The organism is Pseudophaeobacter profundi (genome assembly GCF_029697505.1).
Lineage (GTDB): Bacteria > Pseudomonadota > Alphaproteobacteria > Rhodobacterales > Rhodobacteraceae > Pseudophaeobacter > Pseudophaeobacter profundi.
This window is the reverse complement of the sequence record NZ_JARJEF010000003.1, coordinates 21,787-47,782: the sequence shown is the minus strand read 5'-3', so window position 1 is coordinate 47,782 and position 25,996 is coordinate 21,787. Positions and strand designations below refer to the sequence as shown.

26 protein-coding genes are annotated in these 25,996 nt (G+C 60.7%); 17 read left to right on the top strand and 9 right to left on the bottom strand.

What is annotated here, in order from left to right:
- Positions 1-21 precede the first annotated feature (21 nt).
- Together P2081_RS06160 and ribA are read right to left on the bottom strand one after the other, a co-directional pair.
- The gene (locus P2081_RS06160) at positions 22-543 is read right to left on the bottom strand and encodes a L,D-transpeptidase family protein (RefSeq protein WP_278922002.1); all 522 of its coding nucleotides are present in this window, start codon (positions 541-543) and stop codon (positions 22-24) included.
- Complete coding sequence (ribA, locus tag P2081_RS06155) at positions 540-1,628, bottom strand: GTP cyclohydrolase II (protein WP_278922001.1); 1,089 nt, start codon at positions 1,626-1,628, stop codon at positions 540-542. The genes P2081_RS06160 and ribA overlap by 4 nt, the downstream gene beginning before the upstream one ends.
- A gap of 173 nt (positions 1,629-1,801) precedes the next feature.
- On the opposite strand from ribA, the gene P2081_RS06150 reads away from it, so the two are divergent.
- The 5 genes from P2081_RS06150 to P2081_RS06130 all read left to right on the top strand — a co-directional run bounded on the left by P2081_RS06150 (position 1,802) and on the right by P2081_RS06130 (position 5,534).
- Positions 1,802-2,488, top strand: coding sequence for a response regulator transcription factor (locus tag P2081_RS06150; protein ID WP_278922000.1), 687 nt, complete (start codon positions 1,802-1,804; stop codon positions 2,486-2,488).
- Positions 2,489-2,644: 156 nt separating this feature from the next.
- Complete coding sequence (locus tag P2081_RS06145) at positions 2,645-3,433, top strand: exodeoxyribonuclease III (RefSeq protein ID WP_278921999.1); 789 nt, start codon at positions 2,645-2,647, stop codon at positions 3,431-3,433.
- Positions 3,434-3,693: 260 nt separating this feature from the next.
- Entirely contained in the window at positions 3,694-4,626 is a 933-nt protein-coding gene (locus tag P2081_RS06140) for a tetratricopeptide repeat protein (protein WP_278921998.1), read from the top strand.
- Positions 4,627-4,653: 27 nt separating this feature from the next.
- Entirely contained in the window at positions 4,654-5,349 is a 696-nt protein-coding gene (locus P2081_RS06135) for an LON peptidase substrate-binding domain-containing protein (protein ID WP_278921997.1), read from the top strand.
- The gene (locus P2081_RS06130) at positions 5,346-5,534 is read left to right on the top strand and encodes a Trm112 family protein (RefSeq protein ID WP_278921996.1); all 189 of its coding nucleotides are present in this window, start codon (positions 5,346-5,348) and stop codon (positions 5,532-5,534) included. Before P2081_RS06135 ends, P2081_RS06130 begins: the two co-directional genes overlap by 4 nt.
- 64 nt (positions 5,535-5,598) lie before the next feature.
- Here P2081_RS06130 and P2081_RS06125 read toward each other — a convergent pair whose 3' ends face one another.
- Positions 5,599-6,825, bottom strand: a complete 1,227-nt coding sequence (locus P2081_RS06125; RefSeq protein WP_278921995.1) for an FAD-dependent monooxygenase — start codon at positions 6,823-6,825, stop codon at positions 5,599-5,601.
- Positions 6,826-6,998: 173 nt separating this feature from the next.
- On the opposite strand from P2081_RS06125, the gene P2081_RS06120 reads away from it, so the two are divergent.
- The 4 genes from P2081_RS06120 (at position 6,999) to P2081_RS06105 (ending at position 13,658) form a co-directional block, all read left to right on the top strand.
- Positions 6,999-8,336, top strand: coding sequence for an amidase (locus tag P2081_RS06120; RefSeq protein ID WP_278921994.1), 1,338 nt, complete (start codon positions 6,999-7,001; stop codon positions 8,334-8,336).
- A 185-nt stretch (positions 8,337-8,521) separates the two neighbouring features.
- Positions 8,522-9,706 (top strand): aminotransferase class I/II-fold pyridoxal phosphate-dependent enzyme, encoded by a 1,185-nt coding sequence (locus tag P2081_RS06115; RefSeq protein WP_278921993.1) that lies wholly within the window; start codon positions 8,522-8,524, stop codon positions 9,704-9,706.
- A 148-nt stretch (positions 9,707-9,854) separates the two neighbouring features.
- Positions 9,855-12,956 (top strand): DNA translocase FtsK, encoded by a 3,102-nt coding sequence (locus P2081_RS06110; protein WP_278921992.1) that lies wholly within the window; start codon positions 9,855-9,857, stop codon positions 12,954-12,956.
- 102 nt (positions 12,957-13,058) lie between these two features.
- Positions 13,059-13,658, top strand: a complete 600-nt coding sequence (locus P2081_RS06105; protein ID WP_278921991.1) for a LolA family protein — start codon at positions 13,059-13,061, stop codon at positions 13,656-13,658.
- An 84-nt stretch (positions 13,659-13,742) separates the two neighbouring features.
- On the opposite strand, the gene P2081_RS06100 is transcribed toward P2081_RS06105, so the two are convergent.
- Both P2081_RS06100 and P2081_RS06095 read right to left on the bottom strand, forming a co-directional pair.
- The gene (locus tag P2081_RS06100) at positions 13,743-14,330 is read right to left on the bottom strand and encodes a transglycosylase SLT domain-containing protein (RefSeq protein WP_278921990.1); all 588 of its coding nucleotides are present in this window, start codon (positions 14,328-14,330) and stop codon (positions 13,743-13,745) included.
- Between the two features lie 61 nt (positions 14,331-14,391).
- Positions 14,392-15,279 carry an AEC family transporter gene (locus tag P2081_RS06095; protein WP_278921989.1) on the bottom strand — a complete coding sequence of 296 codons (888 nt, stop codon included), beginning with the start codon at positions 15,277-15,279 and terminating at the stop codon, positions 14,392-14,394.
- A gap of 85 nt (positions 15,280-15,364) precedes the next feature.
- On the opposite strand from P2081_RS06095, the gene hspQ reads away from it, so the two are divergent.
- A complete protein-coding gene (gene hspQ, locus P2081_RS06090) occupies positions 15,365-15,691 on the top strand; it encodes a heat shock protein HspQ (protein WP_278921988.1) in 327 nt (108 codons plus the stop codon).
- 147 nt (positions 15,692-15,838) lie between these two features.
- Here the strand turns inward: hspQ and P2081_RS06085 are convergent, their stop codons facing one another.
- The 3 genes from P2081_RS06085 to P2081_RS06075 form a co-directional block, all read right to left on the bottom strand.
- Positions 15,839-17,416 (bottom strand): gamma-glutamyltransferase family protein, encoded by a 1,578-nt coding sequence (locus P2081_RS06085; protein ID WP_278921987.1) that lies wholly within the window; start codon positions 17,414-17,416, stop codon positions 15,839-15,841.
- Between the two features lie 322 nt (positions 17,417-17,738).
- A complete protein-coding gene (locus P2081_RS06080; protein ID WP_278921986.1) occupies positions 17,739-18,170 on the bottom strand; it encodes an ATP-binding protein in 432 nt (143 codons plus the stop codon).
- Between the two features lie 43 nt (positions 18,171-18,213).
- The gene (locus P2081_RS06075; RefSeq protein WP_278921985.1) at positions 18,214-18,552 is read right to left on the bottom strand and encodes an STAS domain-containing protein; all 339 of its coding nucleotides are present in this window, start codon (positions 18,550-18,552) and stop codon (positions 18,214-18,216) included.
- A gap of 98 nt (positions 18,553-18,650) precedes the next feature.
- Between P2081_RS06075 and P2081_RS06070 the strand changes: the two genes are divergently transcribed.
- The gene (locus tag P2081_RS06070) at positions 18,651-19,823 is read left to right on the top strand and encodes a thiolase family protein (protein WP_278921984.1); all 1,173 of its coding nucleotides are present in this window, start codon (positions 18,651-18,653) and stop codon (positions 19,821-19,823) included.
- A gap of 94 nt (positions 19,824-19,917) precedes the next feature.
- Positions 19,918-20,394, top strand: coding sequence for a GAF domain-containing protein (locus tag P2081_RS06065; RefSeq protein ID WP_278921983.1), 477 nt, complete (start codon positions 19,918-19,920; stop codon positions 20,392-20,394).
- A 6-nt stretch (positions 20,395-20,400) separates the two neighbouring features.
- Here the strand turns inward: P2081_RS06065 and P2081_RS06060 are convergent, their stop codons facing one another.
- Positions 20,401-20,685 (bottom strand): DUF1294 domain-containing protein, encoded by a 285-nt coding sequence (locus tag P2081_RS06060; RefSeq protein ID WP_278921982.1) that lies wholly within the window; start codon positions 20,683-20,685, stop codon positions 20,401-20,403.
- Between the two features lie 184 nt (positions 20,686-20,869).
- Between P2081_RS06060 and P2081_RS06055 the strand changes: the two genes are divergently transcribed.
- The 5 genes from P2081_RS06055 (at position 20,870) to P2081_RS06035 (ending at position 25,982) form a co-directional block, all read left to right on the top strand.
- Positions 20,870-21,439: a helix-turn-helix domain-containing protein gene (locus P2081_RS06055; RefSeq protein WP_278921981.1), complete on the top strand. Its 570-nt coding sequence runs from the start codon at positions 20,870-20,872 to the stop codon at positions 21,437-21,439.
- A 15-nt stretch (positions 21,440-21,454) separates the two neighbouring features.
- Entirely contained in the window at positions 21,455-22,084 is a 630-nt protein-coding gene (locus P2081_RS06050) for a LysE family translocator (protein ID WP_278921980.1), read from the top strand.
- A gap of 8 nt (positions 22,085-22,092) precedes the next feature.
- On the top strand, positions 22,093-22,464 hold the full coding sequence (locus tag P2081_RS06045) for a GFA family protein (RefSeq protein ID WP_417700343.1): 372 nt from the start codon (positions 22,093-22,095) through the stop codon (positions 22,462-22,464).
- Positions 22,465-22,480: 16 nt separating this feature from the next.
- Positions 22,481-24,949: a GcvT family protein gene (locus P2081_RS06040; RefSeq protein WP_278921978.1), complete on the top strand. Its 2,469-nt coding sequence runs from the start codon at positions 22,481-22,483 to the stop codon at positions 24,947-24,949.
- A gap of 139 nt (positions 24,950-25,088) precedes the next feature.
- Positions 25,089-25,982: a homocysteine S-methyltransferase family protein gene (locus P2081_RS06035; protein ID WP_278921977.1), complete on the top strand. Its 894-nt coding sequence runs from the start codon at positions 25,089-25,091 to the stop codon at positions 25,980-25,982.
- Positions 25,983-25,996 lie beyond the last annotated feature (14 nt).

Here is a 25,996-nt window from a genome sequence, read left to right as displayed (position 1 = left end):
AGCCCCGTCAGGTCAGTTCTGTCAGGTCAGATCGGGCACAACTACCCGACTGCCCAGCTGTACCCGTGCTGCCAGCCAATGCAGGTTGGCGCGCGAAAAGGCGATGCAGCCCTCGGTCGGGTAGCCGGGTCGTCGCCATTGGTGGATAAAAATGGCGGATCCCCGGCCCGAAGTTGCCACTGGCCAGTTCCAATTCAGCACCAGCACCAGATCATAGAGCGGATCGGCGCGGCGCAGGTGTTCGTGGCTATGGGGATAGGGCGTGGTGACATGGGTGTTGTAGCGCGCATCATTGCTGTCGTCAGACCACAGATCGCCAGGGCCAATCGCCCGGGCCCAGGGCGTGGGGCATGTGATGCGGTCGGGGCGATAATACAGGCCGACGACGTGATGTACCCCGATCGGGGTGGCGCCGTCCCCTTCGCGCTTGTCACTGCTCAGCCCTCCCTTACCGATACTGCAGGGCAGCAGTCGCCCGGCAAAGCGCAGTCCGCGCTTGGTCAGCACCAGATCGCCGGGATGACATGCGGGTGGCACTGTCACAGCATATGACCGGATTTTGCGGCCTTGGTGGCCAGATACTGGCTGTTGAAGGCGTTCTTTCCCACCTGCAGTGCCACGCGTTCCGCCACTGTGATACCAGTCTTTTCCATCATGGCGATCTTGTTGGGGTTATTGGTCAGCAGCCGCACCTGGTCAAATCCCAGCTCCTTGAGGATGGCTGCACCCAGTCGAAAATCGCGTTCGTCGTCTTCAAAGCCCAGGCGGTGGTTGGCCTCAACCGTATCAAAGCCCTGATCTTGCAGGGAATAGGCGCGCATTTTATTGGCCAGCCCAATGCCGCGCCCTTCCTGGTTTAGGTAAAGCAAGACGCCGCTACCTTCCGCGCCCATCTGCGCCAGCGCTGCATTCAGCTGTGGGCCGCAGTCGCATTTCAGCGACCCCAGCACATCACCGGTGAAACAGGCGGAATGCAGCCGCGCCAAGACCGGCTTGCTGCGATCTGGCCGCCCGATTTCGATGGCATAGTGTTCTTCGGCTCCATCGTTGGGGCGAAACACATGCAACCGGCCAGCCTCGGCGGCCTGCATCGGCAGGCGGGCGGCGGCCACGGCATGCAGTGGCGAGCTTTGGCTCATCAGTGGTTCGGCGGCGGCCTGCGGCAAGAGGGTCAGGCCATGCTGGCTGGCAAAGGCGGCACCGCCACCCAGCGGGACCAGCAGGGCGGCAGGCAGCAGCCGGGCCGATTTGACCAGGGCGATGGCCAGCCGGTGCAGGGTTGCGCTGCCCTCGCGGGCACTGGTCAGCGGGCCCTTCATCGGTTGGCTCAGATCATCGGCGGGATCGGCCAGGGCCTGGATCCAGCCCAGGTCGGCGGCGGCTGGCAGGCAGATGCGTGCGGTATCGCCATCATAGGCCCGCGCCTTCAGGGTTTCGGCGCGGCGCGCGGTCAGGGCCAGGGTGACCTCTCCCAGGGCCTGCATATCCTGCAACCGGGCGGCAGAGAGGCTCTCGGCGGCGATGGCCAGGGCGGCCTGATCACCATCGGTCAGAACAACAGGCAGCCCCATGCGCAGATCCACCCGCGCGCGGGCCAGGAGTTCGATCAGGGTGGGTATCAGGCTCATGCGGCAGATCCAGGGCTTGGTGACATAAATGCCAGCCTTTCCTAGGCTCAATTCTTGCAGAAGTGAAACAAATCCTTTGGCAGGGACACGACGGCGTGAATGTTTTGCAGCATATCTTGTTGTTTGCCTGTGGGCAGCGCATCTGTGACAAAGGCAACCCGGAGAATAGAGCGATGGCGCAATTGAAGAAGATCCTGCTGGTCGATGATGATGAGGACCTGCGCGAGGCCCTAAGCGAACAGTTGGTGATGACCGAGGACTTTGACGTCTTTGAAGCCGACAGCGGCCAGAGCGCCATGGAGCGCGCCAAGGAGGCGCTGTATGATCTGGTGATCCTGGATGTGGGCTTGCCTGATACCGACGGCCGAGAGCTGTGCCGCTTGATGCGCAAGCAGGGCGTCAAGGCACCCATCCTGATGCTGACCGGCCATGACAGCGATTCGGACACCATTCTGGGGCTGGACGCCGGCGCGAATGATTATGTCACCAAACCATTCAAATTCCCGGTGCTTCTGGCCCGTATCCGGGCGCAGTTGCGTCAGCATGAACAATCCGAAGACGCGGTTTTTGTGCTGGGGCCTTATACCTTCAAGCCGGCGATGAAACTGCTTGTGACCGATGAAGACCGCAAGATCCGCCTGACCGAGAAAGAGACCAACATCCTGAAGTTCCTCTATCGGTCGACGGATGGGGTTGTTGCGCGTGATGTGCTGCTGCACGAGGTCTGGGGCTATAACGCCGGGGTCACAACCCACACGCTGGAAACCCATATTTACCGGCTGCGGCAAAAGATTGAACCGGATCCTTCCAATGCCCGCATTCTGGTGACCGAATCCGGTGGCTATCGGCTGATCTCCTAAGGGTCAGGGCCAGCCCCCCGGGGGCTTGGCGCGGGATAGGAACCAGCCGCGAAATAGCGTCGTGGTGGCAGGGGTATGACATTCCTTTCAGGGCTGCTCTTCTCTGGGCGACTGGCCTATGGTAGCGAATGATACCCCTGCCAAACGGAGCACCTCATGGCCTTTACTCTTGCCACCTGGAACATCAACTCGGTTCGCCTGCGTGAAGGGCTGGTGCAGAAGCTGCTGCGCGAAGAAGCCCCGGATGTGCTGTGTCTGCAGGAATGCAAAAGCCCGGTAGAGTTGATTCCAACCGATGGCTTTGCCGATCTTGGCTATCCCCACATGGTGGCGCGCGGCCAAAAGGGATATAACGGTGTTGCCATCCTGTCGCGCCTGCCTATCGAAGAGGTGGGGTCTATGGATTTTGCCGATCTGGGCCATGCCCGCCACATCGCCGGGCGGCTGGAAAACGGGGTCACCATCCAGAATTTCTATGTGCCTGCAGGCGGCGACAAGCCCGACCGGGCGGTGAATGAGAAATTCGGCCAGAAGCTGGACTACCTTGCCGAGATGCGCGATTGGTTCAAGGCAGAGGCCCCCGAGAAATCCATTCTGGTGGGGGATCTGAACATTGCCCCGCGTGAAGATGATGTCTGGGATCACAAGAAAATGCTGAAGATTGTCAGCCATACGCCCGTTGAGGTCGATTTGCTGGCCGCCGTGCAAGAGGCTGGCGGTTGGGCTGATGTCACCCGCGCCGATATTCCCGAAGGTCTGCTGTACAGCTGGTGGAGCTATCGGGCCAAAGATTGGGATGCAGCGGATAAGGGACGTCGGCTGGATCATGTCTGGGCCACCGGCGATATCCGGCACGCGGCACATTCCAGCCGGGTTCTGCGCTCTGCGCGCGGCTGGGAAAAACCCAGCGATCACGCGCCGGTCTTTGCCACTTTCGATCTCTAGGTGGGCTGGCCGCGGCAGAAGGCAAAGGGGGAACTCCCGCCTGTTGCGGGGCATGAAATGCCCCTTCACAGTTGGGCCCGGCGCCGCGCTGTTGCGCGGCGCGGTGGCGCATCTTGCGTAGCGAAGCCGCGTGACCGCAGCTGGCTGGGCCTTGGCCCGGACAAATTCGGCCGGGGAGCCGCCTTGGTGAACTCCTCTCTTGGTTTCTTTGCTACGGGATTCCATATAGGGGCCAAGCTTCAAACGGAGAAGGTTGAGACATGGATATTATTGGCGGAGCGGGCGACGCAGCCCCCGTAGGTGATTTGGTCAAGGACGTCGATGAGGCGACCTTTATGCAGGATGTGGTCGAGGCCTCTATGCAGGCACCGGTCATCGTTGATTTCTGGGCGCCCTGGTGCGGCCCCTGCAAAACGCTGGGCCCGGCGCTAGAGGCTGCTGTTGTCAAGGCCAAGGGGGCCGTGACCATGGCCAAGATCAACGTTGATGAAAATCAGCGCCTGGCCCAGGCGCTGGCGCAGCAGGGGCTGCCGTTGCAGTCCATTCCGACCGTTGTAGCCTTTGTCGAGGGCCGCCCCGTTGATATGTTCCAGGGCGCCCTGCCCCCCAGCGAGATTGACGCCTTTGTGAAAAAGACCATCGAGGCCGCAGGCGGCAGTGCTGACGGCGGGCTGGCTGAGGCGCTGGAAGTAGCAGAGCAGATGCTGGCGGATGGCGATCATGCCGACGCGGCCCAGACCTTTGCCGCCATCATTGGCGAAGACGACAAAAGCGCTGCGGCCTATGGTGGCTTGGCGCGGGCGCATATCGCGTCGAACGATCTGGACCAGGCAGAGGCCGTGTTGAACGGCGCTCCAGCGGAGATTTCCGAAGCTGCCGAGATCGAGGCCGCGCGGGCCCAGATCGAATTGGCCCGCCAGGCCGAAAATGCCGGACCGGTTGCCGAGCTGGCGGCGAAAGTCGCTGCCAGCCCCGAGGATCTGGAAGCCCGTTTCGAGCTGGCCCAAGCGCAACACGCGGCTGGCGATGCCGAGGCTGCCGTGGCCGAGCTGCTGGAAATTTTCCGCCGCGACCGCGAGTGGAATGATGGTGCCGCGAAGGCGCAGCTCTTTACCATCTTTGATGCGCTGCAGCCCAATGATCCGGTGGTGCTGAACGGGCGACGTAGGCTGAGCTCGATGATATTTGCCTAATCGGGTCTGCGCTCTACAGTAGTAGATATGATGCACCCTGCTGATCTGCCGGACACCCTTGCGGTGTTTCCTCTGCCCCGGGCGATTTTATTGCCCCGGGCCCGCCTGCCGTTGCATATTTTTGAGCCGCGCTATTTGCAGATGTTTGAAGATGCACTGAAAACGCCTGAACGATTGATTGGCATGGTCCAGCCCTGTCCGCAGCCTGCCAGTGCAGGCAAGTCAGTTTTGCGGCAGGCAGATGCCTCCTACAGCAGCGCGGCGGGCAGCGAGCCTCTGCACAGGATTGGCTGCGCCGGCCGGGTGACGCAGTTTTCAGAAACCGAAGATGGCCGCTATCTGGTCACGCTGGCGGGTCTGTCACGCTTTCGCATTCAGGGAGAGGTCGCTGGCTTTTGCCCCTATCGGCGCTGCGATGTGACCTGGGACGGATTTGAACGCGATCTTGGCGTGGGAGAGGCCGACACGCAGTTTGATCGCGCCGATTTTCTGGCGCTGCTAGAGCGGTTCTTCAACGCGCAGGGGCTGTCAACCGATTGGGAGTCCTTGCAGGACGCAGAGGATGAGCTGCTGATCAACTCGCTGTCGATGCTGCTAGAGTTCGACGCAGAGGATAAACAGGCCTTGCTAGAGGCGCCCTGTCTTGTCACAAGACGCGAAACCCTTGTCACATTGATCGAATTTGCCCTGCGCGGTGGCGCCCATGAGGATATCTTGCAATGACTGAAACAGCCCCTGTCAGCTTTGACCGCCGGATGTTGGAAGCGCTGGTCTGCCCACAGACCCAGGCGACGCTGGAATATGATGCCGAAGCCCAGGAGCTGGTGTCAAAAGCCGCCAATCTGGCCTTTCCAATCCGCAACGGTATCCCTGTCATGCTGGTGGACGAGGCCCGCACCCTGGACTAAGGGCGCGCGAGGGGCCTGGGCCAGGCTGCTGCAACAGGGGTGCGGTAGGGGGCTGATGCGGGCCCTAGATCGCTTCACCTTTCAGCAGGCGTGGCATATCCCCGGTCAGACCTGCCGCTTCACGCATGAAACCACGGCGCAGGCCGGGCAGGGCGTTGACCATCCCCATACCAAGATCGCGCCCCAGTCGCAGCAATGGATTGTCGTTGGAAAACAGACGATTGACCATGTCCGTGCTGGCGGCCAACGTGGCGGTATCAAAGCGGCGCCACTGCTGATAGCGCGCCAAAACCAGTTCTGACCCGATGTCTTCACCGCGCCGGGTTGCTTTGGTCAGCACCTCGGCCAGGGCGGCGATGTCGCGCAGGCCGGCGTTCAATCCCTGGCCTGCAATCGGATGCATGCCATGGGCGGCATCGCCCACCAGCGCCATGCGGTCGGCAATGAAACTATTGGCGATGGTCAGGTTCAGCGGGTAGGTGAACCGCTTGCCTGCCAGGGAAATATCGCCCAGAAAATCGCCAAACCGGGGTTTCAGTGCCATAAGGTAGTCGCTGTCGGCCAGTGCATGAATAGCCGCCGCCAGCTCTGTTTTTTCGCTCCAGACAATGGAAGACCGGTTGCCCGGCAGCGGCAGGATCGCCAAAGGTCCGGCGGGCATGAAGAATTGATGGGCAATGCCATGATGCGGTTCAGCATGGTCAATGGCGCAGACCAGCGCCGTTTGCCCATAGTCCCAGCCAGTGCGCTTGATACCGGCGCGGGTGGCGGTGCCGCTGCGGCGTCCATCTGCCCCCACCAGCATGTGTCCGCGCAGGCTTTCGCCATTTTCCAGTGTCAGGGTCACGCCGGTTGGATCGCTGGCCTGCGCCACAACGCGGGCCTGGTTGATCAGCGTGATGCCGGGGGTGTCGTCCAGTGCCTGCAGAATGGCGCGGCGCAGGTAGCGATCTTCCAGCATATAGCCCATCGGGCCTTCTTCCAGCTCTGCCTGATCAAAATGCACAAAGAACGGCGCGGCCCCCTGGCCGACGTGACCGTCACTGGCCTTGATTTCCAGCATCGGCTGGGCGTGCTCCGCCACCTGCGACCAGACGCCGATCTGATCCAGCAGGCGCTGTGAGGCCAGCGCCAGCGCATAGCCGCGCCCATCGAAGGTTTCGGCTTCAAAGTCGGCGCGCGGCAGGGCGTCAACTACGGTGACGCTGTGGCCAGTTTGCGCCAGGGCCAGGGCGAGTGCAGGACCATTCAGGCCGCCGCCAACGATCAGGATGTCGGATGTATTTTTCATAGCTGGCAATATGCGCTGATTGTTTGATTTGTCCATGGGCGGTTGTGTCGCTTTTCGCGTTGGAGGCCTGGGCAGGACGCTGTCGCTGGTGCTTCGGGATTGTACCGCCGCCGCCACGGGGCTACCGTCTCCGCAAAATGGATCGGCCGTAGAACGGACAGGAGACGGGAAAGATGCAGACGTGGTTGAAGATGAGCGCAGCAGAGCTGGGGCGCGGTATTGCCGCCAAAGAGATCGACCCGGTTGAACTGACCCAGACCTATCTGGCTGCTATTGATGCACATCCGCACCGGGATCGGATCTACACGCAAGTCACCCATGATCGCGCCATGGCCGAAGCTCATGCCGCGGCACAGCGGGCACAGCAGGGCCTGCGCCTGTCGCCGCTGGATGGGGTGCCGATCAGTTGGAAGGACCTGTTTGATTCTGCGGGCACAGCCACCGAGTCGGGCTCGGCCCTGTTGCAGGGGCGGGTGCCGGATCAGGATGCGCTGGTGCTGGAAACTGCCACCGCCATGGGCAGCGTTTGCCTGGGCAAAACCCATATGAGCGAGCTGGCATTTTCCGGTCTTGGCCTTAACCCGGTGATGCAGACACCGCCTTGTATCAATGATGAGACGGCGGTGCCGGGGGGCTCTTCCTCTGGTGCGGCGGCCTCGGTGGCCTTTGGGTTGGCGGCGGCGGCGATCGGCTCTGATACGGGCGGTTCGGTGCGTATTCCGGCGGCCTGGAATGATCTGGTGGGCCTGAAAACCACCGCCGGACGGGTCAGCCTGGAAGGGGTGGTGCCACTGTGCCTGAAATTTGATACGGTTGGCCCGCTGGTGCGCTCGGTCGAGGATGCGGCCCTGTTGCTGGGGCTGCTAGAGGGGACAACCGGCCCGGATATGCGCCACCCGGCCAGCCTGAAGGGGCGGCGCTTTGGCGATCTGCGCGGTATTGCACAGGCGGATCTGGACCCCAAAGTCGCCGAGAGCTACGCTGAAAGCCTGCGCCGTCTGGAGCAGGCCGGTGCCGAGATTGTGCCGCTGCAGGTACCCGAGTTGGAGACGGCGATGGGGCTGAGCGCGATCCTGTTCACCACCGAGGCCTACGGGCTGTGGAAAGAGGTGATCGAAGCGCGGCCCGAGGTGATGTTTGACAAGATCCTTGAGCGGTTCCGGTCGGGGGCAGAATTTTCTGGGGCGGATTATGTTGCGGCCTGGGCCAAGCTGGAACAGGCCCGTGGTGCCTGGGACGAGGCCGCTGCCGGCTTTGACGCGATCCTGACGCCAAGTTGCCCGATCCTGCCCCCCAATCTGGAACGGCTGCAACAGGATCAGGCCTATTACGTGCAGGCCAACCTGCTGACGCTGCGCAATACCCGGATTGGTAATCTGATGGGTCTCTGTGCTCTTAGTCTGCCCAGTGGCACCCCCAGTTGTGGTTTGCAGATCCTTGGTCAGCCCGATTGCGAAGAGGCCCTGTTGCGGCTTGGCGCATCGGTAGAAGCGGCGCTGGCGGTAGGGTGATGTACTGGCGGGGTTGCAGGCTGCGCGCTGCAAAACCGACTGCCCAGCAATGCGCAGCTGGGTGGATGCTGGCGGGAAAGTCACAAATATTGCCTGCGGGGCAGGCAGCGGCTGGACGCGATGGTGCTTGCTCTGTAATTTATCCCCAAACGGGGCGTGAATGATCCCGAATTTGAGGCACAGCTATGACTTTCCCTGAGCGGTTTTCGAACCTGCCGGCCTATGCATTTCCGCGTTTGCGGGCCCTATTGGACCACCACAGCCCCGGCGGCGATGTGGTGCATATGACCATTGGCGAACCCAAACATCCCTTCCCGCCTTGGGTCAGCGATGTCATCGCGGAAAATGCAGCCGGGTTTAACAGCTACCCGGCCAATGACGGATCGGACGCACTGCGCGGCGCCATGAGCGATTGGGTCGCCCGGCGTTACGGTGTGACGATGGATCCTGCCACCCAGGTCATGGCGCTGAACGGTACCCGCGAGGGGCTGTATAATGCGGCTATGGCGCTCTGCCCTGAGGTGAAGAATGGGGCGCGGCCTGCGGTGTTGATCCCCAACCCGTTTTACCAGGTCTATATGGTGGCCAGCCTGTCGGTTGCAGCAGAGCCAGTGTTCCTGCCCGCCACCGAGGCCACTGGCCATCTGCCCGATTATGATAGCCTGCCACCAGATCTGCTTGATCGCACCGCCATTGCCTATATCTGCTCTCCGGCCAATCCGCAGGGCGCGGTGGCTGATCGCAGCTATTGGCAGCGGCTGATCGCATTGGCGGAAAAGCACGATTTTTGCATCTTCGCCGATGAATGCTACAGCGAAATCTACCGCGATGAAGCGCCTGTGGGCGCGCTGACCGTGGCACAGGAGATGGGGGCCGATCCCGAACGGGTGGTCCTGTTCAATTCGCTCTCCAAACGGTCGAACCTGCCGGGGTTGCGCGCCGGGTTGGTTGCCAGTGGGCCAGAAAACATCAAACGGCTGAAGCAGTTGCGCGCCTATACTGGGGCGCCTATTCCGGGGCCGCTGCAGGCAGCCGCCGCCAAGGTCTGGGCGGATGAGGTGCATGTAGAGGAAAACCGGGCGCTCTACCGGGAAAAATACGCGCTGGCGGATGAGATTTTTGCTGGTCTGGATGGCTACATGCCGCCCAAGGCCGGTTTTTTCCTGTGGTTGCCGGTGCCGGATGGCGAAGCAGCGGCGCTGAAGCTCTGGCGGGAAACCGGGGTGCGGGTGTTGCCGGGGGCCTATCTGGCCCAGGGCGTGGCCGGGGAAAACCCGGCAAGCGGCTACATCCGGGTGGCGCTGGTAGCGCCGGCAGAGGAAACGCGGGCTGCATTGACGGCTTTGCGGCGCTGTTTGTACGATAGGTGAAAGACTGCGCACAGAGACTGGACGTGGTCTCTGTGCGCCAAGAAATAGCATTGGTCCAGGGCAGATATTGGACCAAGATAAACACTGGCTGATGACACGATCCTGGGGCAAACACCGGGCGCATTGGCACTAATGAACCGAGGTTGGCATGGCATTTCAAACCCGTAGCAGGGACCCCCTGCTTGACAGCACAATGCAGGCGGCGATCGAAAAACGTGGCAAAGAGTTGATCGGGATTTTCCTTATCGCGCTTGGCCTTGCTGTGGCTGCGATGGTGGGATCCTACACGCCGGATGATCCCAATTGGATGGTTTCGACCGATGCGCCGGTGCAAAACTGGCTGGGTCGGCCCGGCGCCTCTATTGCGGCGCCTTTGTTCATGGTCGTGGGCTGGGCGGCCTGGACTCTGGCGCTGACGCCGCTTGCCTGGGGCGTGCGCTTCCTGCTTCACAAAGGGGAAGAGCGGGTGCTGGGCCGGATGATCTTTGCCCCGGTTCTGCTGGCGGTGGCGGCGATCTATGCGGCGACGCTGGTGCCAGAGGCGGACTGGAAGGCAACGCACAGCTTTGGCCTTGGTGGGCTGTTTGGCGATACTGTCATGGGGGCCTTGCTGACACTCTTGCCGGTGAGTTCGCATTTCGCGGTGAAATTGATGTCACTTGTGATGGCGGCGGCGATGCTGGGTCTTGGTGTCTTTGTCGCCGGGTTCTGCCGCACCGAGCTGTCACGTGGCGGCAACTATCTGATGCTGGGCTTTGTGTTGATCTATGGTGGTATTGCCAGCCTGCTGGGGCGGGGTGCCACTCGCGGGTTTCAGGCCGCCATTGCCCTGCGTAACGAACGGCGGGCTGCCAAACTGCAGGCCGAGCAAGACGCCTGGATCGCCGATGACGACGGTGCCCAGTTGTTTGAAACCTATCCGCAGGAGGATACGCCAGCGCCCCTGGTAGCAGAACGGCCGGAAAAAACCGGTCTGTTTTCCCGCGTGCCCACCCTGATGTGGCGCAGCGAGCCAGAGCCGATGCAGATGCCCGAGCCCGAGCTGGTGGACACTGCTGCTGGCGGCGAAGAGCTGTTGTCGGGGGATGCGCGGATCTCGGAAAAGATTGCCAGCGCCGTGCGTATTCGCCGTGCGGCCGCCCAGATGCCGGATCACGATCCCAATCTGCCTCTGACCAAGGGGCGTGGACGGCGGGCAGAGCCTTTGCTGTTCAACCCGAATGCCGCCGACGGCCTGCCACCAGAGCCACCGCTGACCGCCAGCCAACCTGTTCCGGCCGCCCCTGATGTGGCAACAGCCGAGCAGGCCAGTGCGACCCCGACCTTTGTCCCCACGGCCCCGATGGACCATATGTCTGATCCCGGATTTGAATCGCAGCCCAGTGTCCCGCAGCCCAGTATTGCGCAGGCCAGTGCGCCGGTTTCGGCAGAGGCTCCGCAGGCAGGCATGCAGATTCCCGATGGGCTGACGCCGGATCGGGTGGTGAGCGAGGACCTGCCCGCCGGGCGTGTAATCAACCGTGACGTTGACCCGGCGCCCAAGGCTGCTGCGACACCGGAAACAGCTGCCCCGGCAGCAGCGGCCCCAATGGCAGCGGCAGCTGGCAGTTTTGAACTGCCGGTGGCAGAGCCGCGCAAAGCCGTGGTGGAACAGCCGCCGCGCAAGGCGGTGCAGCCTTCGACGCGGGCCAAGGCCGAGGCCCAGCCCGATCTGGCCTTTGAAGAGGCGGACAATGATTTTGAACTGCCCCCCTTGTCGTTGCTCGGCCATCCCAGCCAGGTGCAGCGCCATCACCTGAGCGACGAAGCCCTGGAAGAAAATGCCCGGATGTTGGAAGTGGTGCTGGATGATTATGGGGTAAAGGGGGAAATCGTATCGGTGCGCCCCGGCCCCGTTGTCACCATGTATGAGCTGGAGCCCGCGCCGGGTCTCAAGGCCTCGCGGGTGATTGGCCTGTCGGATGATATCGCACGGTCCATGTCGGCGCTCTCGGCGCGGGTGTCCACCGTGCCGGGCCGTACGGTGATTGGCATCGAACTGCCGAACGAAAAGCGCGAGATGGTCAATTTCCGCGAAATCCTGTCGTCGCGCGATTATGGCGATGGCACCCAGAATCTGCCCTTGGCGCTTGGCAAGGATATTGGCGGGTCGGCCATGGTTGCCGACCTGGCCAAGATGCCGCATTTGCTGATTGCCGGTACTACCGGTTCGGGTAAATCGGTTGCAATTAACACCATGATCCTGTCGCTGCTGTACAAGCTGTCGCCAGAGGAATGCCGCCTGATCATGATTGACCCCAAGATGCTGGAACTGTCGGTCTATGACGGTATCCCACATCTGCTGTCGCCAGTTGTCACCGACCCCAAGAAGGCGGTTGTCGCCCTGAAATGGGTGGTGGGTGAAATGGAAGACCGCTACCGCAAGATGTCCAAGATGGGTGTGCGCAACATCTCTGGCTACAATGGCCGGGTGAAAGAGGCGCTGTCCAAGGGCGAGATGTTCAGCCGCACGGTGCAGACCGGCTTTGACGATGACACCGGAGAGCCAGTGTTCGAGAGCGAAGAATTCGCCCCCGAAGCGCTGCCCTATATCGTGGTTATCGTTGACGAGATGGCCGATCTGATGATGGTTGCGGGCAAAGAGATCGAAGCCTGCATCCAGCGTCTGGCGCAGATGGCACGGGCCAGCGGCATTCACTTGATCATGGCTACCCAGCGGCCCTCGGTGGATGTGATCACCGGGACCATCAAGGCTAACTTCCCTACCCGGATTTCCTTCCAGGTGACCTCTAAGATCGACAGCCGTACCATCCTGGGCGAAATGGGGGCCGAACAGCTCTTGGGGATGGGCGATATGCTTTATATGGCGGGCGGCGCCAAGATCACCCGCTGCCACGGGCCGTTTGTGTCGGATGAAGAGGTTGAAGAGGTGGTCAACCACCTGAAACAATTTGGCCCTCCTGAATATATGGGCGGCGTGGTTGAGGGGCCCGATGATGAAAAGGCCGACAATATCGACGCGGTTCTGGGCCTGTCGACCGGCGGCAATACCAACGGCGAAGATGCGCTCTATGATTCTGCGGTGCAGATCGTGATCAAGGATCGCAAGTGCTCGACCTCTTACATCCAGCGCAAGCTGGCTATCGGCTACAACAAGGCGGCACGGCTGGTTGAACAGATGGAGGAAGAAGGCCTGGTCTCGCCTGCCAACCATGTGGGCAAACGGGAAATTCTGGTGCCAGAGCAATGACACTGGACATCCCCTACAGGGTCTTTCAGCAATAAATCGCGGGGCCGGTCCGGAAATGGATCGGCCTCTTTTCTTTTGCGCCTCAAGGCTTATCTAACTCTTATGAAAAAGCTTCTCTCTGTCTTGGCGCTGGGCGTCACTGCTACGTTCATCACCTCTGCGGCCTGGGCCAGCGAAAAGCTGAGCCTGGCTGAAATCTCAGCCTATCTGAATGATATGAAAACTGCGACGGCGGGTTTCACCCAGATCAATGATGATGGTTCGCTGTCCACCGGCAAGCTGTACCTGCATCGCCCAGGACGGATGCGGTTTGAATATGACGGTGATGCGGCCGGCACGGTGGTGGCGGGCGCGGGGGCTGTGCGGGTGCATGATCCCAAATCCAACCAGCCGCCCGAAACCTTTCCGCTGCGCCGCACGCCTTTGTCGATTATCCTGGCCAAGCAGGTGAACCTGGACCGGGCCAATATGGTTGTTGGCCACGGCTTTGACGGCACCTCGACCGTGGTGCAGGCGCAGGATCCCGAAAACCCGGATTATGGCAGTATCGAACTGATGTTCACCGCTGACCCGGTAGAGCTGCGCAAATGGGTGGTGCACGACGGGGCCGGGGGCAAGACAACCGTGATTCTCGGCACGCTGGAAACCGGCATGCGCCTGCCATCGACATTGTTCAGCGGTGGCGGTGGAAATTCCCCATAACTAGAGAGGAAAGTCGGCTATGCGGGACGAAAGCCGCCGTTCTCTGCGGTGCGGAAAACGACAGCTTCGCTGTAGGTGCTCAGACTAGCGGGCGTGGCGGCAGGTGGCCAGTTGCGTTTGATACATCTGCGAGCGGGCCTCGACTTGGCTGGCGACGCGCACCAACCAGGGTTTGGAGTTATAGGTTCCGCGGGAATAGCCGGTATGGCCGTCGTGATAGGCCAGATATTGGTTGCGCGCATCGTAGAGCTGGATGCCGTTTCTTTCCTTGCTGGTGTTCATGTACCAGCCCATGAAATCGGTGGCGTCCTCTATCCGGTCGCGCTTGGCCCGGCGCCGCCCGGTGTCGCGTTTATAGTCTTCCCAGGTGCCATCCAGGGCCTGACCGTAGCCAAAGGCGCTGGACTGCCGTCCCATGGGGATCACCCCCAAAAGATACTTGTGCGGCGTACGGGCCTTGCCGCGAAATCTGCTTTCCTGGTGGATGGTGGCCATCTGCACATGCATGGGAACGCCCCAGCGCCGTTCAGCCGCGCGAAAGGCTTTGAGGTATTTTGGGCGCTCTTTGATGATGGCGCATGCATTGTCCAGATTGCGCGGCGGCGTGTTGTGACCGCCTCCGCAGGACGCGACGACCAAAAGAAGTGCGAGCGCGACGATGATTCTGCTCATTGTCTCTGCCTAAGTTGTTATCTTTTTTTGCCATTCTAGCGAATTTGCGCAAAAGAGAAAATCACAAATCAATCAATACTGACAGGACCAGCGGCAATGCGGCGATGGCCATCAGGGTTGAAACCACCACAAGCCCTGCAACGGCTTCGGCCTCGGCACCGAATTTCTCGGCCAAGAGATATGAGGTGACGGCAACCGGGGTGGCCAGCTGCAGAACCAACACGCCAAAGGCGATGTCATCAAGACCAAAGGCCAGCCCCAGCCCCCAGCCAATGGCGACGCTGGTGCACAGCTTTGCCAGCGACAGCAACACGGCGAGCCCCGTTTTTCCGGGCGACAGCCGGGCGATGGCCACGCCCAGGGTGATCAGCATCATCGGGATCGCCATTTGCCCGATCAGATCCAGCGTATTGGTCAAGAACTGCGGCGTCTGCCAATCCTGCCAGAGAAACAGCGCCCCCAGAAGGGTGGCCCAGACCATGGGTTCTTTCAGTGCCTTGCCGCCGCCGCCCTTGCCCGCCACCAGCGTCAGGCCCAGGGTAAACGACAGGACGGCAGAAACCGCCAGCATCACCACCGCATAGCCCAGCCCGGCCTCGCCAAAGGCGAACAGCGCCAGCGGGATGCCCAGGTTGCCGGTATTGCCAAAAATGAAGGGTGCCAGATAGGTCTGCCGATTCAAATGGCCAAGCTTGACCAGTATCGCGCCAACCAGCGCCAGCAGCAGATGCCCCAGAAGGGCCGCGATCACAAAGACCCCAAGGGCGCCTTTGTCGAGGTCGGTTTTCATCAAGGCGGTGAAGATCAGCGCCGGTACCGCAAGGGTCATCGCCAGCCGGGTAACAAACTGAATACGGTATTCAAATCCCAGCCGGACCCAGGTGAATCCAACCCCGGCAAGCAGAAAAACGGGGGCGGTGATTTCAAGCACTGTCAAGGCCAGGTTCACAGTCTGTTTCCTTTAAAATTTACGTCAAGAGTTGGACATTTGCCAGTGTTTCGCGTTAGTAACAAGAGACGGAGACAGTCAAGAAATGCTTAGAACGCGCGCGAAATATAACTTGGGGCAGGTTGTCCGGCACCGCAAACACCCGTTTCGCGGCGTGGTTTTTGACGTGGACCCAGAGTTCGAGAATACACAAGAGTGGTATGACGCCATTCCTGAAGGCAGCAGGCCAATGAAAAACCAGCCGTTTTATCATCTGCTGGCAGAGAATGATCAGACCTATTATGTCGCCTATGTGTCAGAGCAGAATCTGGTTGCCGATTATTCGGGCGAACCGATCAGCCACCCGGACCTGCCAGAGATGTTTGGTCGCTTCGATGGCGCGGCCTACTCTTTGCAGTATCAGCTGAACTGATCTCGCTACACGCGTTTGCTGTGACCTGCTGCTTGCCGCCTTCGGGCTTCCTTCCATCTTATTTCCTTGCACTGCGCGCGGTTGCTTGCCGGGTGGCTGGTGATGCCGGGCTGTGGCCCGGCGTTTGACCAAAGAAAATAGCCCTGATCAATAGCCGAGCGCGCAACCGTCTTTGCGCGGATCGCTGGCACCTTCCAGGATACCATCTGCCCGCAGAGTGATCGCCTGGGCACCGCCGATGGCGGTCTTTGGGGTTTCAATTTGATGGCCCATGTCGCGCAGTGCCTGACGGGTTTCATCGCTATAGCCGCGTTCAACCTTTAGAATACCGGCATCGCTGTAGCTGCGCGGTGCGTCTATGGCCTGCTGTGGATCCATGCCAAAATCCTGCAGGTTAGAGACAAACCGCGCATGGCCATTGGGCTGATAGGCCCCCCCCATCACCCCAAAGGGCATCAACACGCGCCCCTCTTGCCGCAGCATGCCGGGAATGATGGTATGCATCGGGCGCTTGCCGCCTGCCAGCGCGTTTGGATGGCCCTCTTGCAGGGTAAAGCCGGCGCCTCTGTTCTGCAGCAGGATGCCGAATTTCTCCGAGGCAAGGCCAGAGCCAAAGCCGTGAAAGATCGAATAGATCAGCGAGACGGCCATGCGATCTTTGTCGACCACGGTGATATAGATCGTATCCTTGTGGACCGCCTCGCTCAGCGCTGCGGGGGCCGCCATCGCGCGCTTGTGGTCAATCAATGCCGCCAGCCGCGCTGCTGTTTCGGGTGCCAGCATGTGATCCAGCTGCGTCGTATGATCGGCATCGGCCAGAAATCGGTTGCGGGCATCATAGGCCAGTTTGGCCGCTTCGGCTTCGATATGGGCCCGCTTGGCCCCCAGCGGATCCATTGCCGCAATGTCAAAATGTGACAGGATATTGAGCAGCAGTAGCGCGGTTGCCCCCTGACCATTGGGTGGATGCTCGACCAGATCTATCCCCTTGTAGCAGGCCGAAACCGGGATGACCCGGTCGCATTGCGCGGCGGCAAAATCTGCGGCGTTGTGATGCCCGCCAGCCGCCTGCAGCGTCGCCAGCATATCGTCGGCGATTTCGCCGGTGTAAAAGGCATCGCGACCATCCCGGGCAATTCGGCGCAGGACTTCGGCCTGGCCCGGGGCGCGAAATATCTGGCCGATCTTTGGTGGCTTGCCGTCAAAAAGGTAGGCGTCGCGGGCCGATCCCTGCAGGGCGTCGGCGTCATTGGCCCAGTCAAAGGCCACACGCGGCGCAACCGGAACGCCGGTCTCGGCGTAATGGATCGCAGGGGCCAGCAGGGCGTCCAAGCCCAGTTTCCCTTCGGTTTCGGCCAGGGTGCAGAAGGTTTCGATCGCGGTGGGCACTGTAACGGCATGGGCGCTGCGCAGCGGCACGGTGGCCTTGCCCTGGTTCCGCAGCTCTGCAGCACTGGCACCAGCGGCGGCGCGCCCGGATCCATTCACCGCGTGAATGTCGTTGCTGCCGCCACGGGAAAAGAGCACGAAGCAATCGCCACCGATCCCGGTCATCTGCGGCTCACAAATGCCCAGCAGAACGGCACCTGCGATGGCCGCGTCCATGGCGTTTCCGCCGCGTTTCAGCACATCAATCGCCGCACCGGCAGCCAGCGGGTGCGAGGTGGCGCAGAGGCCATTCTGGGCAAAGACGGCGGAACGTCCGGGGGATTGAAAATCGCGCATTTACCACTCCTGTTTGGTCGTCGGCAGGGTAGTTCCTGGGCTGGGAATGGCAATGAAAATTCAAACCGGCAAGCGGCCTGCGGTGCCATCCGCCCAGGCGCTCTTTGGTCCAGCCAAACGATAGCGGTAACATCCTCGCCATCTAGGCCTAGGATGCCACGCGCTTATATTCATGGGGGTATCCCTGGCGTTGCACGGTTGGTGGGGGCTTAGATGTCCAGCGCCAGGGGAAGCCTAGGTCAGCTACAGGTTAACTCATAGATGAGGCCTGTGACGAGAGTAGGTCCGCATTGTGGCGCGTTTTGGGCGCTCTTGATCACCCTCAAGTCGGTGGTACCTGAAAATACAGCGAGAGCCGATTGTTCCGCCCCAGTCGTTCGTAGTGCAGCCGGCTGGTTAGCTCGCGGATCAGGAACCAGCCAAAGCCCCCCTCGGGGAGGGTCTCAATCGGGCCGGACAAATCGGCGGGCTCGCCCGGCGGCAATGCGCAATCAGTCAGCGGGAACCCTGCATCGCAAATCTGGATTCGCAGTTCCTGTGGGTAAAGATTGCACTTGATACGCACATCCCCTTTTTCTGTGCCCGCATAGGCGTGTTCGACAACGTTATTCACCGCCTCGGCCAAAGCAATTTGGACGTCTCCGGCCCGCTCATCGGGCAAATCTATCTCTCGCAGTCGTTCCATAACCGCCGAGATGCCGCTTCTGGCATCCAACTCTGTTGCGGTGAACGAGCATGCAAAAATTTCAGCCATTCATCTCTCACTTCCTACCCTGGGATCATTTCGTGGGCGAAGTTCAGGTCTTGGTCTCGGTGACGGCTTCGTTCAGCGTGCTATAGAGATTGAAAATTGTATCCATGCGGGTCAGGCGAAAGACCTTCTCCACCATTGGGGTCGGGCCGGCCAGATCAAGGCGGCGATCACGACCCAGCTGTTTCATGGCGGCGACGATGGCCCCCAGACCGCTGGAATCGATGAATTGCACCAGGGATAGGTCCAGAATGATACGATCGGTGCCGTCTTCGGTTTCGGCCCGCATGTCTTCTTTGAATTGAATGGCCATGGCTGCATCAATGCGTTCTGCGTTTACAGTCACGATCTGCGCGCCATCTGCCCGTGTACTTGTCAGGCTCATAGGGATCCCCCAGGTGTTGTCTCAACGTATTTATACCAGTCTAGACCTCAAAGCTTAGCATTCGGTATTCATATTGGCGACGATTGGAGGAATATGTGATGAAAAATGTTGTGATTGCAGGTGCAGCCCGAACCCCTATGGGTGGGTTTCAGGGGGCGTTTTCCGGGCTTTCGGCCTCTGCCCTGGGTGGTGTCGCCATCAAGGCAGCCCTGGAGGGCGCAGGTGCCAAAACGGTAGACGAGGTCCTGATGGGCTGTGTGTTGCCCGCAGGGCAGGGCCAGGCCCCGGCACGCCAGGCAGGATTCGCGGCGGGGTTGGGCGAAGAGGTGCCCGCAACCACCCTTAACAAGATGTGCGGATCCGGCATGAAGGCGGCGATGATCGCCTATGATCAGATCGCCCTGGGTCAGGTGGACAGCGTTGTCGCAGGCGGCATGGAAAGCATGACCAATGCACCCTATCTGCTGCCCAATCACCGAGGCGGTGCCCGAATTGGCCATGGTCAGGTGATCGACCATATGTTCCTTGATGGCTTGGAAGATGCCTATGACAAGGGCCGCCTGATGGGCACCTTTGCCGAAGACTGCGCCACCCAATATCAATTCAGCCGGGAAGCCCAGGACGAGTATGCGCTGAAATCCCTGTCCAATGCACTGGAAGCGCAACAAACAGGCGCTTTTGACGGTGAAATCGCTGCCGTCCTGCTGGAAACGCGTCGGGGTGAAACCACTCAGGCGGTTGATGAACAGCCCGGCAATGCCCGCCCGGAAAAAATCCCGGCGCTGAAACCCGCCTTCCGCAAGGATGGCACGGTGACCGCAGCCAATGCCTCGTCAATCTCCGATGGGGCGGCCGCCTTGGTACTGGCGTCGCAAGAGGCCGCGGCGGCGCAGGGGCTGACAGTGCGCGCCCGCATTCTGGGTCATGCCAGCCATGCCCAGGCTCCGGGCCTGTTCACCACTGCACCAGTTCCAGCGGCCAAGAAACTGTTGGACAAGATCGGCTGGAGCACCGAAGATGTCGACCTCTGGGAGGTAAACGAGGCCTTCGCAGTGGTGCCGATGGCCTTCATGCACGAGATGGGCATCAGCCGCGACAAGATCAATGTGAACGGCGGCGCCTGCGCGCTGGGCCATCCCATTGGCGCTTCGGGCGCACGCATCATGGTAACCCTGCTCAATGCGCTTGAAAAACGTGGCCTCAAACGCGGGGTGGCGGCGATTTGCATTGGTGGCGGCGAAGGCACCGCCATCGCAATCGAACGGGCTTGATCTTCATCTTGCGATAAATACCTTCGGGGGTGAATTGACCCTCGGGTCAAGAGGGGGCAGACAGCCCCCTTACACCGCCGGAAGGAAGACAGGCATGCGCGCAGATTACCAGATGTTGGCCAAAACCATCCGGGCTTTGACCGAAAATGAGCAGGACGAAATCGCCCTTATGGCCACCGTCACCTGCGAATTGCACCATAGCGATGACCGCTTTGACTGGACAGGGTTTTATCGGGTGGTTGCGCCTGATCTGTTGAAGATCGGCCCCTATCAGGGCGGGCATGGCTGTTTGCAAATCCCGTTCTCGCGCGGCGTCTGCGGTGCGGCAGCGCGCAGCGGCAGGGTACAGCTGGTGGCGGATGTCGAGAATTTTCCCGGCCATATTGCCTGTGCCTCTTCAACCCGCTCCGAAGTGGTGCTGCCGGTCTGGAACCATGCAGGCGATCTGATCGCGGTGCTGGATATCGACAGTGACCAACCCGCAGCCTTTAGCCAGCAGGACGCAGACCAATTGGCGGCGATCCTGACCCAGGTCTTTGGCGGGGCGGGGCCAGCCGGGCCGACAGTCTGATCTGTATCAGGTGAAGCCAAGCACCCATATGAGGGGCAGCAGCAGCTGCGCCCAGGCGATCCTGTTCAGGCGGCGACAAAAGGGCTGTTTGCGGGTCTTGTGACGAAACAGCCACCGCGCCAGATAGGCGGCAGGGCTGCCGCCAAGCGCGGCCAGCAGCAGTAACCGTGCCTCTGGTACCCGCCAGAACCCGTGTTTGGCGCAGAATTTATCCAGACCGAATGCGATAAAGCTCAGCCCGTTTATGGCAAGGAGGCAGGGCAGCGCCCAGGCCCAGAACTCTGACTGCATCGGTTTCTCTTTTGTCTGTCGCCTATATCTGCGGGGTTTTGCCCAGGGATGTTGCAGACGCAAGGGCAATCTTCTGGCGGATTTGGTGAAAAAATCCTTGGAAATTTCATTCAAGGAGGGCAGTGTACCGAGAATGGTGAAACTTTGCCGTCAAATTTCATCCATGCCGCAGGAGACGTCAACCGTGACCAGCCAAGCCCCCCATGCCGCAACCCTGGGCGCTGACATTCGCGCCCTGCGCAAGGCGCGTGGGCTGACCCTGACAGCAATTGCAGGGCAGCTGGAGAAATCGGTGGGTTGGCTCAGCCAGGTAGAGCGGGATCTGTCGGATCCTTCGATCTCTGATCTGCGCCTGCTGGCCAAATGCCTTGGCGTGCCGATGTCGATGCTTTTTGCCCATTCCGATGCGCCGGTGCGGGAACATGGCTATATCGTGCGGGCGGGATCGCGCCGCCCCATGGGATCAGGAGAAGAAGGTCTGATCGAAGAGTTGCTGTCACCAGACCTGACGGATGATTTTGAAATGGTGCATTCCACCTTTCAGCCCCATTCAAAGATGCAACAGCCTGCTGATCGTCCCACGCAAGAGCTGGGCTATATGATCTCGGGGAAGCTGGATCTGGTGATTGATGGCAAGGGCTTTACCGTAGGGCCGGGCGACAGTTTCCGCATCAAGCACCAGCCCTACCAATGGGCCAACCCCTATGATGATGCAGCCGTCGCGGTCTGGGTCATCGCGCCGCCAGTGTATTAAGGCGGTGTCTGTGGGATGAGTTTTGAAGCATGGACCATATTTGCCCTGTTCTGGGTCGTTTTTGTCACCACGCCGGGGCCAAATGCGGTGAATTGCATCAGCAACGGCATGATGCTCAGCCTGCCAAAGGCAATGCTGGGGGTGCTGGCAATCCTGACCCAGGCGACGCTGTTTTTGCTGCTCTCGGCGTTGGGTGTCACGGCGCTGATCGCGGCCGCGCCGCTGTGGTTCTTTGTGGCCAAGATCATTGGCGCCGGATTTCTGATCTTCATGGGGCTGCGCAGTTGGCGCAATGCGACCAAACCGGCCCCGGCCGTAGAGCGCCCGGCGCGCCATGTCTATTTGCATGCTCTGGCAGTGGCCACGATCAATCCCAAGAGCGTCGCTGGGTACCTGGCCGCCTTTTCCCAGTTTGTGCAGCCTGATGTACCGATCTGGCAGCAGATGGGGGGCATTATGCCCACCGCCCTGGGGCTGACCGCGCTCAGCTATACCGGCTTTACCCTGCTGGGATTTGTCATGGGGCGGGCGGCGCTGAAGGCGGTGTTCAACGCCTGGATCCGCCGGGGGCTGGCGCTGTGTTTTATTGTCTACGGTATGTTGCTGGGGGCCAGTAGCGCACCACAACTGGAGGAATTTCGATGACAACAGGCATAACCAAAGGCGCCTGCCTCTGCGGCGATATCACCTTTGCAACCGGGGCCAGGCCGCAGGGGGCTTCGATGTGCCATTGCAGCCAGTGCCGCAAACAGTCCGGCGGCATCTGGTCCTCGGCCTATGTCAAAGACGATGATCTGACCATTTCCGGCCCGGTCAGTTGGTTTGAGGCCAGCCCTCAGGCCAAACGCGGCTTCTGCGCCCGGTGCGGATCCTATTTGTTCTGGAAGGCCCACGATGAGGATACCACGAGTTTTGCCCTTGGCGCTGTCGAGCCCCCCAGTGGGCTGAAGATCGAAAAGCACATCTTTGTTGGTGACAAGGGTGATTTCTACGACATCGCTGATGGCGTTGCGCAACAAGACTAACCGGGAGAGAGCAAACATGTCCGAGAGCACAGACAAGGCCCGCCTGCCAAGCAAGGCCCGCGTGGTGATCATTGGCGGCGGTGTGGTCGGGGCCTCATCGTTGTATCATCTGGCCAAAAAGGGCTGGAGCGATTGCGTCTTGTTGGAAAAGAACGAGCTGACGGCCGGATCGACCTGGCATGCGGCGGGCAATGTGCCGACCTTCTCGACCTCCTGGTCGATCATGAACATGCAGCGCTATTCGACCGAGCTTTATGCCGGTCTGGGCGAAGAGGTCGATTATCCGATGAACTATCACCAATCCGGCTCTATCCGGTTGGCCCATAGCAAAGAGCGGATGCAAGAGTTTGAGCGTGCGCGCTCCATGGGGCGGTATCAGGGCATCGCGATGGAAATCTGGACGCCAGAGCAGGCCAAGGAACGCTATCCCTTTCTGGAAACTCATGATCTGCAAGGTGTGCTGTTTGACCCGTCGGATGGCGATATTGATCCGGCGCAGCTTACCCAGGCTTTGGCCAAGGGGGCCCGAGACATGGGCGCGAGAATTTTCCGCTTCTGCCCTGCGACCGGGGTGACGCAGAATGCGGATAAGACCTGGATTGTCCATACGGATCAGGGGGATATTTCCTGTGATTATGTGGTCAATGCGGCGGGCTACTATGCGCAGCGCGTGGGCGAATGGTTCCGCCCCTATGGCGGGCGGCAGGTGCCGATGATGGTGATGAGCCATCAATACCTTCTGTCGGAAGAGGTGCCAGAGGTCGAGGCCTGGACCAAGGCCAATGGCGGCAAAAAGCTGCCTCTCTTGCGCGATGTTGATGTGTCCTACTACCTGCGGCAGGAAAAACACGGTTTCAACCTTGGCCCCTATGAACCCAATTGCCGCGCCCATTGGCTGAGCGAAGCAGATCCGATGCCAGAGGATTTCTCGTTTCAGCTGTGGAACGATGATCTGGACCGCATCGAGGATATCGTCACCGACGCTATGGAGCGGGTGCCACTGATGGCGCAGTCCGGCGTGGCGCGGGTGATCAATGGACCGATCCCCTACGCGCCAGATGGGCTGCCGCTACTGGGGCCGATGCCGGGCGTCGATAATGCCTTTGAGGCCTGCGTCTTTACATTTGGTATCGCCCAGGGCGGCGGGGCAGGCAAATGTCTGGCGGAATGGATCGTCGATGGTCAGACCGAATGGGACATGTGGGCCGTCGATCCGCGCCGCTACACTGATTACACTGACTCCGATTACTGTGTGCAAAAGGGGATGGAGGTCTACGGCAACGAATATGCCATGCATTTCCCGCATCACGAATGGCCTGCGGGCCGGGATAAGAAGCTCAGCGCTGTGCATGATCGTGTTACTGCGCTGGGCGGTGTCATGGGGGCCTATAACGGTTGGGAGCGCGCAAACTGGTTTGCCAAGCCGGGCGACGACACATCCGAGGCGGCAACCCAGACCTGGGGGCGCTCTGGTCCCTGGCAGCAGCGTATCCGCGAAGAATGCGAAGCGGTGCGCGATCACGTGGGCGTGCTGGACCTGCCGGGCTTTTCCCGCTTCAATCTTGCGGGCACCGGGGCTGCCGCGTTTCTGCGCGGGCTGGTGACCGGGGGCCTGCCCAAGGTCGGCCGAATGAACCTGGTGTATTTTGCCGACAGCCGGGGTCGTATCCTGACTGAGATGTCCTGCATCCGCCACGCCGAAGACCACTTTACCATGATCACAGCGGGCAGCGCCCAGTGGCATGACTATGACATCCTGCGCAAAGCGCTGCCTGCGGGGATCAGCCTGACGGATCATACCGCTGAATTTGGCACCATGATCGTCACTGGCCCCAAGGCGCGCGATCTGTTCGCTGGCCTGTCGGATGCGGATCTCTCCCTCGGGTGGCTGACCCATCAACAGGCGACTGTCGCCGGCCAGCCTGCCTTTTTGGCGCGGGTCTCCTTTGCGGGGGAACTGGGCTGGGAGGTACACTGCGCCAATGCGGACCAGCCTGCGATCTATGCCGCCATTCTGCAGGCAGGTGCCAAACCCTTTGGCATGTATGCGCTGAATTCGCTGCGGATTGAAAAGGGCTATCGCAGCTGGAAGGGCGATCTTTCCACTGACTATTCGCTGATGGAAGGCGGTCTGGGCCGGTTTGTCAAACTCGACAAGCCGCAGGATTTCCCCGGCAAGGCGGCGATCCAGAAAGAACAGCAGCAGGGGCGGCAAAAGGCCTTTGTCACGCTGGTGGTCGACGCGGAAGATGCGGATGCGCCCTATATGTCCTGTATCTGGAAAGATGGTGTGATCGTGGGAGAGACCACATCGGGGGACTGGGGCTACCGGGTCAACGCCTCGATCGCGCTGGGAATGGTACGTGCCGATCTGGCGGTTCCGGGCACCGCGCTGGAGGTGGAGATATACGGCACGAAATGCCGCGCCGTGGTACAGGAAGACAGGCCGCTTTGGGATCCCGAAAACGATCGTTTGCGGGCCTGAACGGGCTTTGGTAGCAGGGCCTGTATCGTCATGGAGGCCTTGCCTGTGAATATGTTTCAGGCACTCAAGGGTGCGCGCTTTCGCGGCTCTATCGGGGGGCTAGCGGGCGGTGGCCCGGGTTTGTGAAAGGACAAGATACATGGAAATAACCCTGTTGGACGGCTCGATTGGCCAGGAAATTGTTAAACGTTCCGGCGACCGTCCGACGCCGCTTTGGTCTACATCTGTGATGCTGCACAAGCCAGAGCTGGTGGGGGCGGTCCATCGCGACTATTTTGCCGCCGGGGCGACGGTGGCCACCGCCAATACCTATGCGGTGCACCGCGACCGTCTGGTGCGCGCCGGGCTTGAAGACCAGTATGAAGCGCTGCTGGCCATGGCGATGACCCAGGCTGAAGCCGCCCGCGATGCCCATGGCACGGGGCGCATCGCGGCTGCCCTGGGGCCGCTCGGGGCCTCTTATCGCCCCGATCTGTTGCCCCCGCTGGCCGAGGTGCAAAGGCTCTTTGCCGAACAGGTAAGCCTGCTGGACGCAAGGGCCGATCTGTTTATGCTGGAAACCGTTTCCTCGTTGGATCACGCCCGTGGTGCCCTGATGGCCTGCAGGGCAACCGAAAAACCGGTCTGGCTGGCGGTTTCGGTTATGGATGAGGATGGCACCCGGCTGCGTTCAGGTGAACCGGTGCGGGAGCTCGCTGATCTGGTTGAGGCCTTGCAACCCGCTGCGGTGCTGATCAATTGCTCGCTGCCCGAGGTGATTGCCGCCGGGCTGGAAATCATCAAGACCTTTGGCAAGCCCTTTGGGGCCTTTGCCAATGGCTTTACCCGCATTACCGAAGGCTTCTTGCAAGAGGCCCCTACCGTAGAGGCGCTGGAGCAACGTCATGATATGGGACCCGCCGAATATGCTGCCTTTGTCATGACCTGGGTGGCGCAGGGCGCAACAATTGTTGGCGGCTGCTGCGAAATCGGTCCGGCGCATATTGCCGAAATAGCGCGGCAACTGCGACAGGCCGGGCATCAGATCGTTTGAACCCCTGCGCAAGA

Bases quoted from the DNA above. Each gene is read 5' to 3' on its own strand.
- ribA (WP_278922001.1), bottom strand. From the start codon at position 1,628: ATGAGCCTGATACCCACCCTGATCGAACTCCTGGCCCGCGCGCGGGTG.
- P2081_RS06150 (WP_278922000.1), top strand. From the start codon at position 1,802: ATGGCGCAATTGAAGAAGATCCTGCTGGTCGATGATGATGAGGACCTG.
- P2081_RS06145 (WP_278921999.1), top strand. From the start codon at position 2,645: ATGGCCTTTACTCTTGCCACCTGGAACATCAACTCGGTTCGCCTGCGT.
- P2081_RS06140 (WP_278921998.1), top strand. From the start codon at position 3,694: ATGGATATTATTGGCGGAGCGGGCGACGCAGCCCCCGTAGGTGATTTG.
- P2081_RS06135 (WP_278921997.1), top strand. From the start codon at position 4,654: ATGATGCACCCTGCTGATCTGCCGGACACCCTTGCGGTGTTTCCTCTG.
- P2081_RS06130 (WP_278921996.1), top strand. From the start codon at position 5,346: ATGACTGAAACAGCCCCTGTCAGCTTTGACCGCCGGATGTTGGAAGCG.
- P2081_RS06125 (WP_278921995.1), bottom strand. From the start codon at position 6,825: ATGAAAAATACATCCGACATCCTGATCGTTGGCGGCGGCCTGAATGGT.
- P2081_RS06120 (WP_278921994.1), top strand. From the start codon at position 6,999: ATGCAGACGTGGTTGAAGATGAGCGCAGCAGAGCTGGGGCGCGGTATT.
- P2081_RS06115 (WP_278921993.1), top strand. From the start codon at position 8,522: ATGACTTTCCCTGAGCGGTTTTCGAACCTGCCGGCCTATGCATTTCCG.
- P2081_RS06110 (WP_278921992.1), top strand. From the start codon at position 9,855: ATGGCATTTCAAACCCGTAGCAGGGACCCCCTGCTTGACAGCACAATG.
- P2081_RS06105 (WP_278921991.1), top strand. From the start codon at position 13,059: ATGAAAAAGCTTCTCTCTGTCTTGGCGCTGGGCGTCACTGCTACGTTC.
- P2081_RS06100 (WP_278921990.1), bottom strand. From the start codon at position 14,330: ATGAGCAGAATCATCGTCGCGCTCGCACTTCTTTTGGTCGTCGCGTCC.
- hspQ (WP_278921988.1), top strand. From the start codon at position 15,365: ATGCTTAGAACGCGCGCGAAATATAACTTGGGGCAGGTTGTCCGGCAC.
- P2081_RS06085 (WP_278921987.1), bottom strand. From the start codon at position 17,416: ATGCGCGATTTTCAATCCCCCGGACGTTCCGCCGTCTTTGCCCAGAAT.
- P2081_RS06080 (WP_278921986.1), bottom strand. From the start codon at position 18,170: ATGGCTGAAATTTTTGCATGCTCGTTCACCGCAACAGAGTTGGATGCC.
- P2081_RS06075 (WP_278921985.1), bottom strand. From the start codon at position 18,552: ATGAGCCTGACAAGTACACGGGCAGATGGCGCGCAGATCGTGACTGTA.
- P2081_RS06070 (WP_278921984.1), top strand. From the start codon at position 18,651: ATGAAAAATGTTGTGATTGCAGGTGCAGCCCGAACCCCTATGGGTGGG.
- P2081_RS06065 (WP_278921983.1), top strand. From the start codon at position 19,918: ATGCGCGCAGATTACCAGATGTTGGCCAAAACCATCCGGGCTTTGACC.
- P2081_RS06060 (WP_278921982.1), bottom strand. From the start codon at position 20,685: ATGCAGTCAGAGTTCTGGGCCTGGGCGCTGCCCTGCCTCCTTGCCATA.
- P2081_RS06050 (WP_278921980.1), top strand. From the start codon at position 21,455: ATGAGTTTTGAAGCATGGACCATATTTGCCCTGTTCTGGGTCGTTTTT.
- P2081_RS06040 (WP_278921978.1), top strand. From the start codon at position 22,481: ATGTCCGAGAGCACAGACAAGGCCCGCCTGCCAAGCAAGGCCCGCGTG.
- P2081_RS06035 (WP_278921977.1), top strand. From the start codon at position 25,089: ATGGAAATAACCCTGTTGGACGGCTCGATTGGCCAGGAAATTGTTAAA.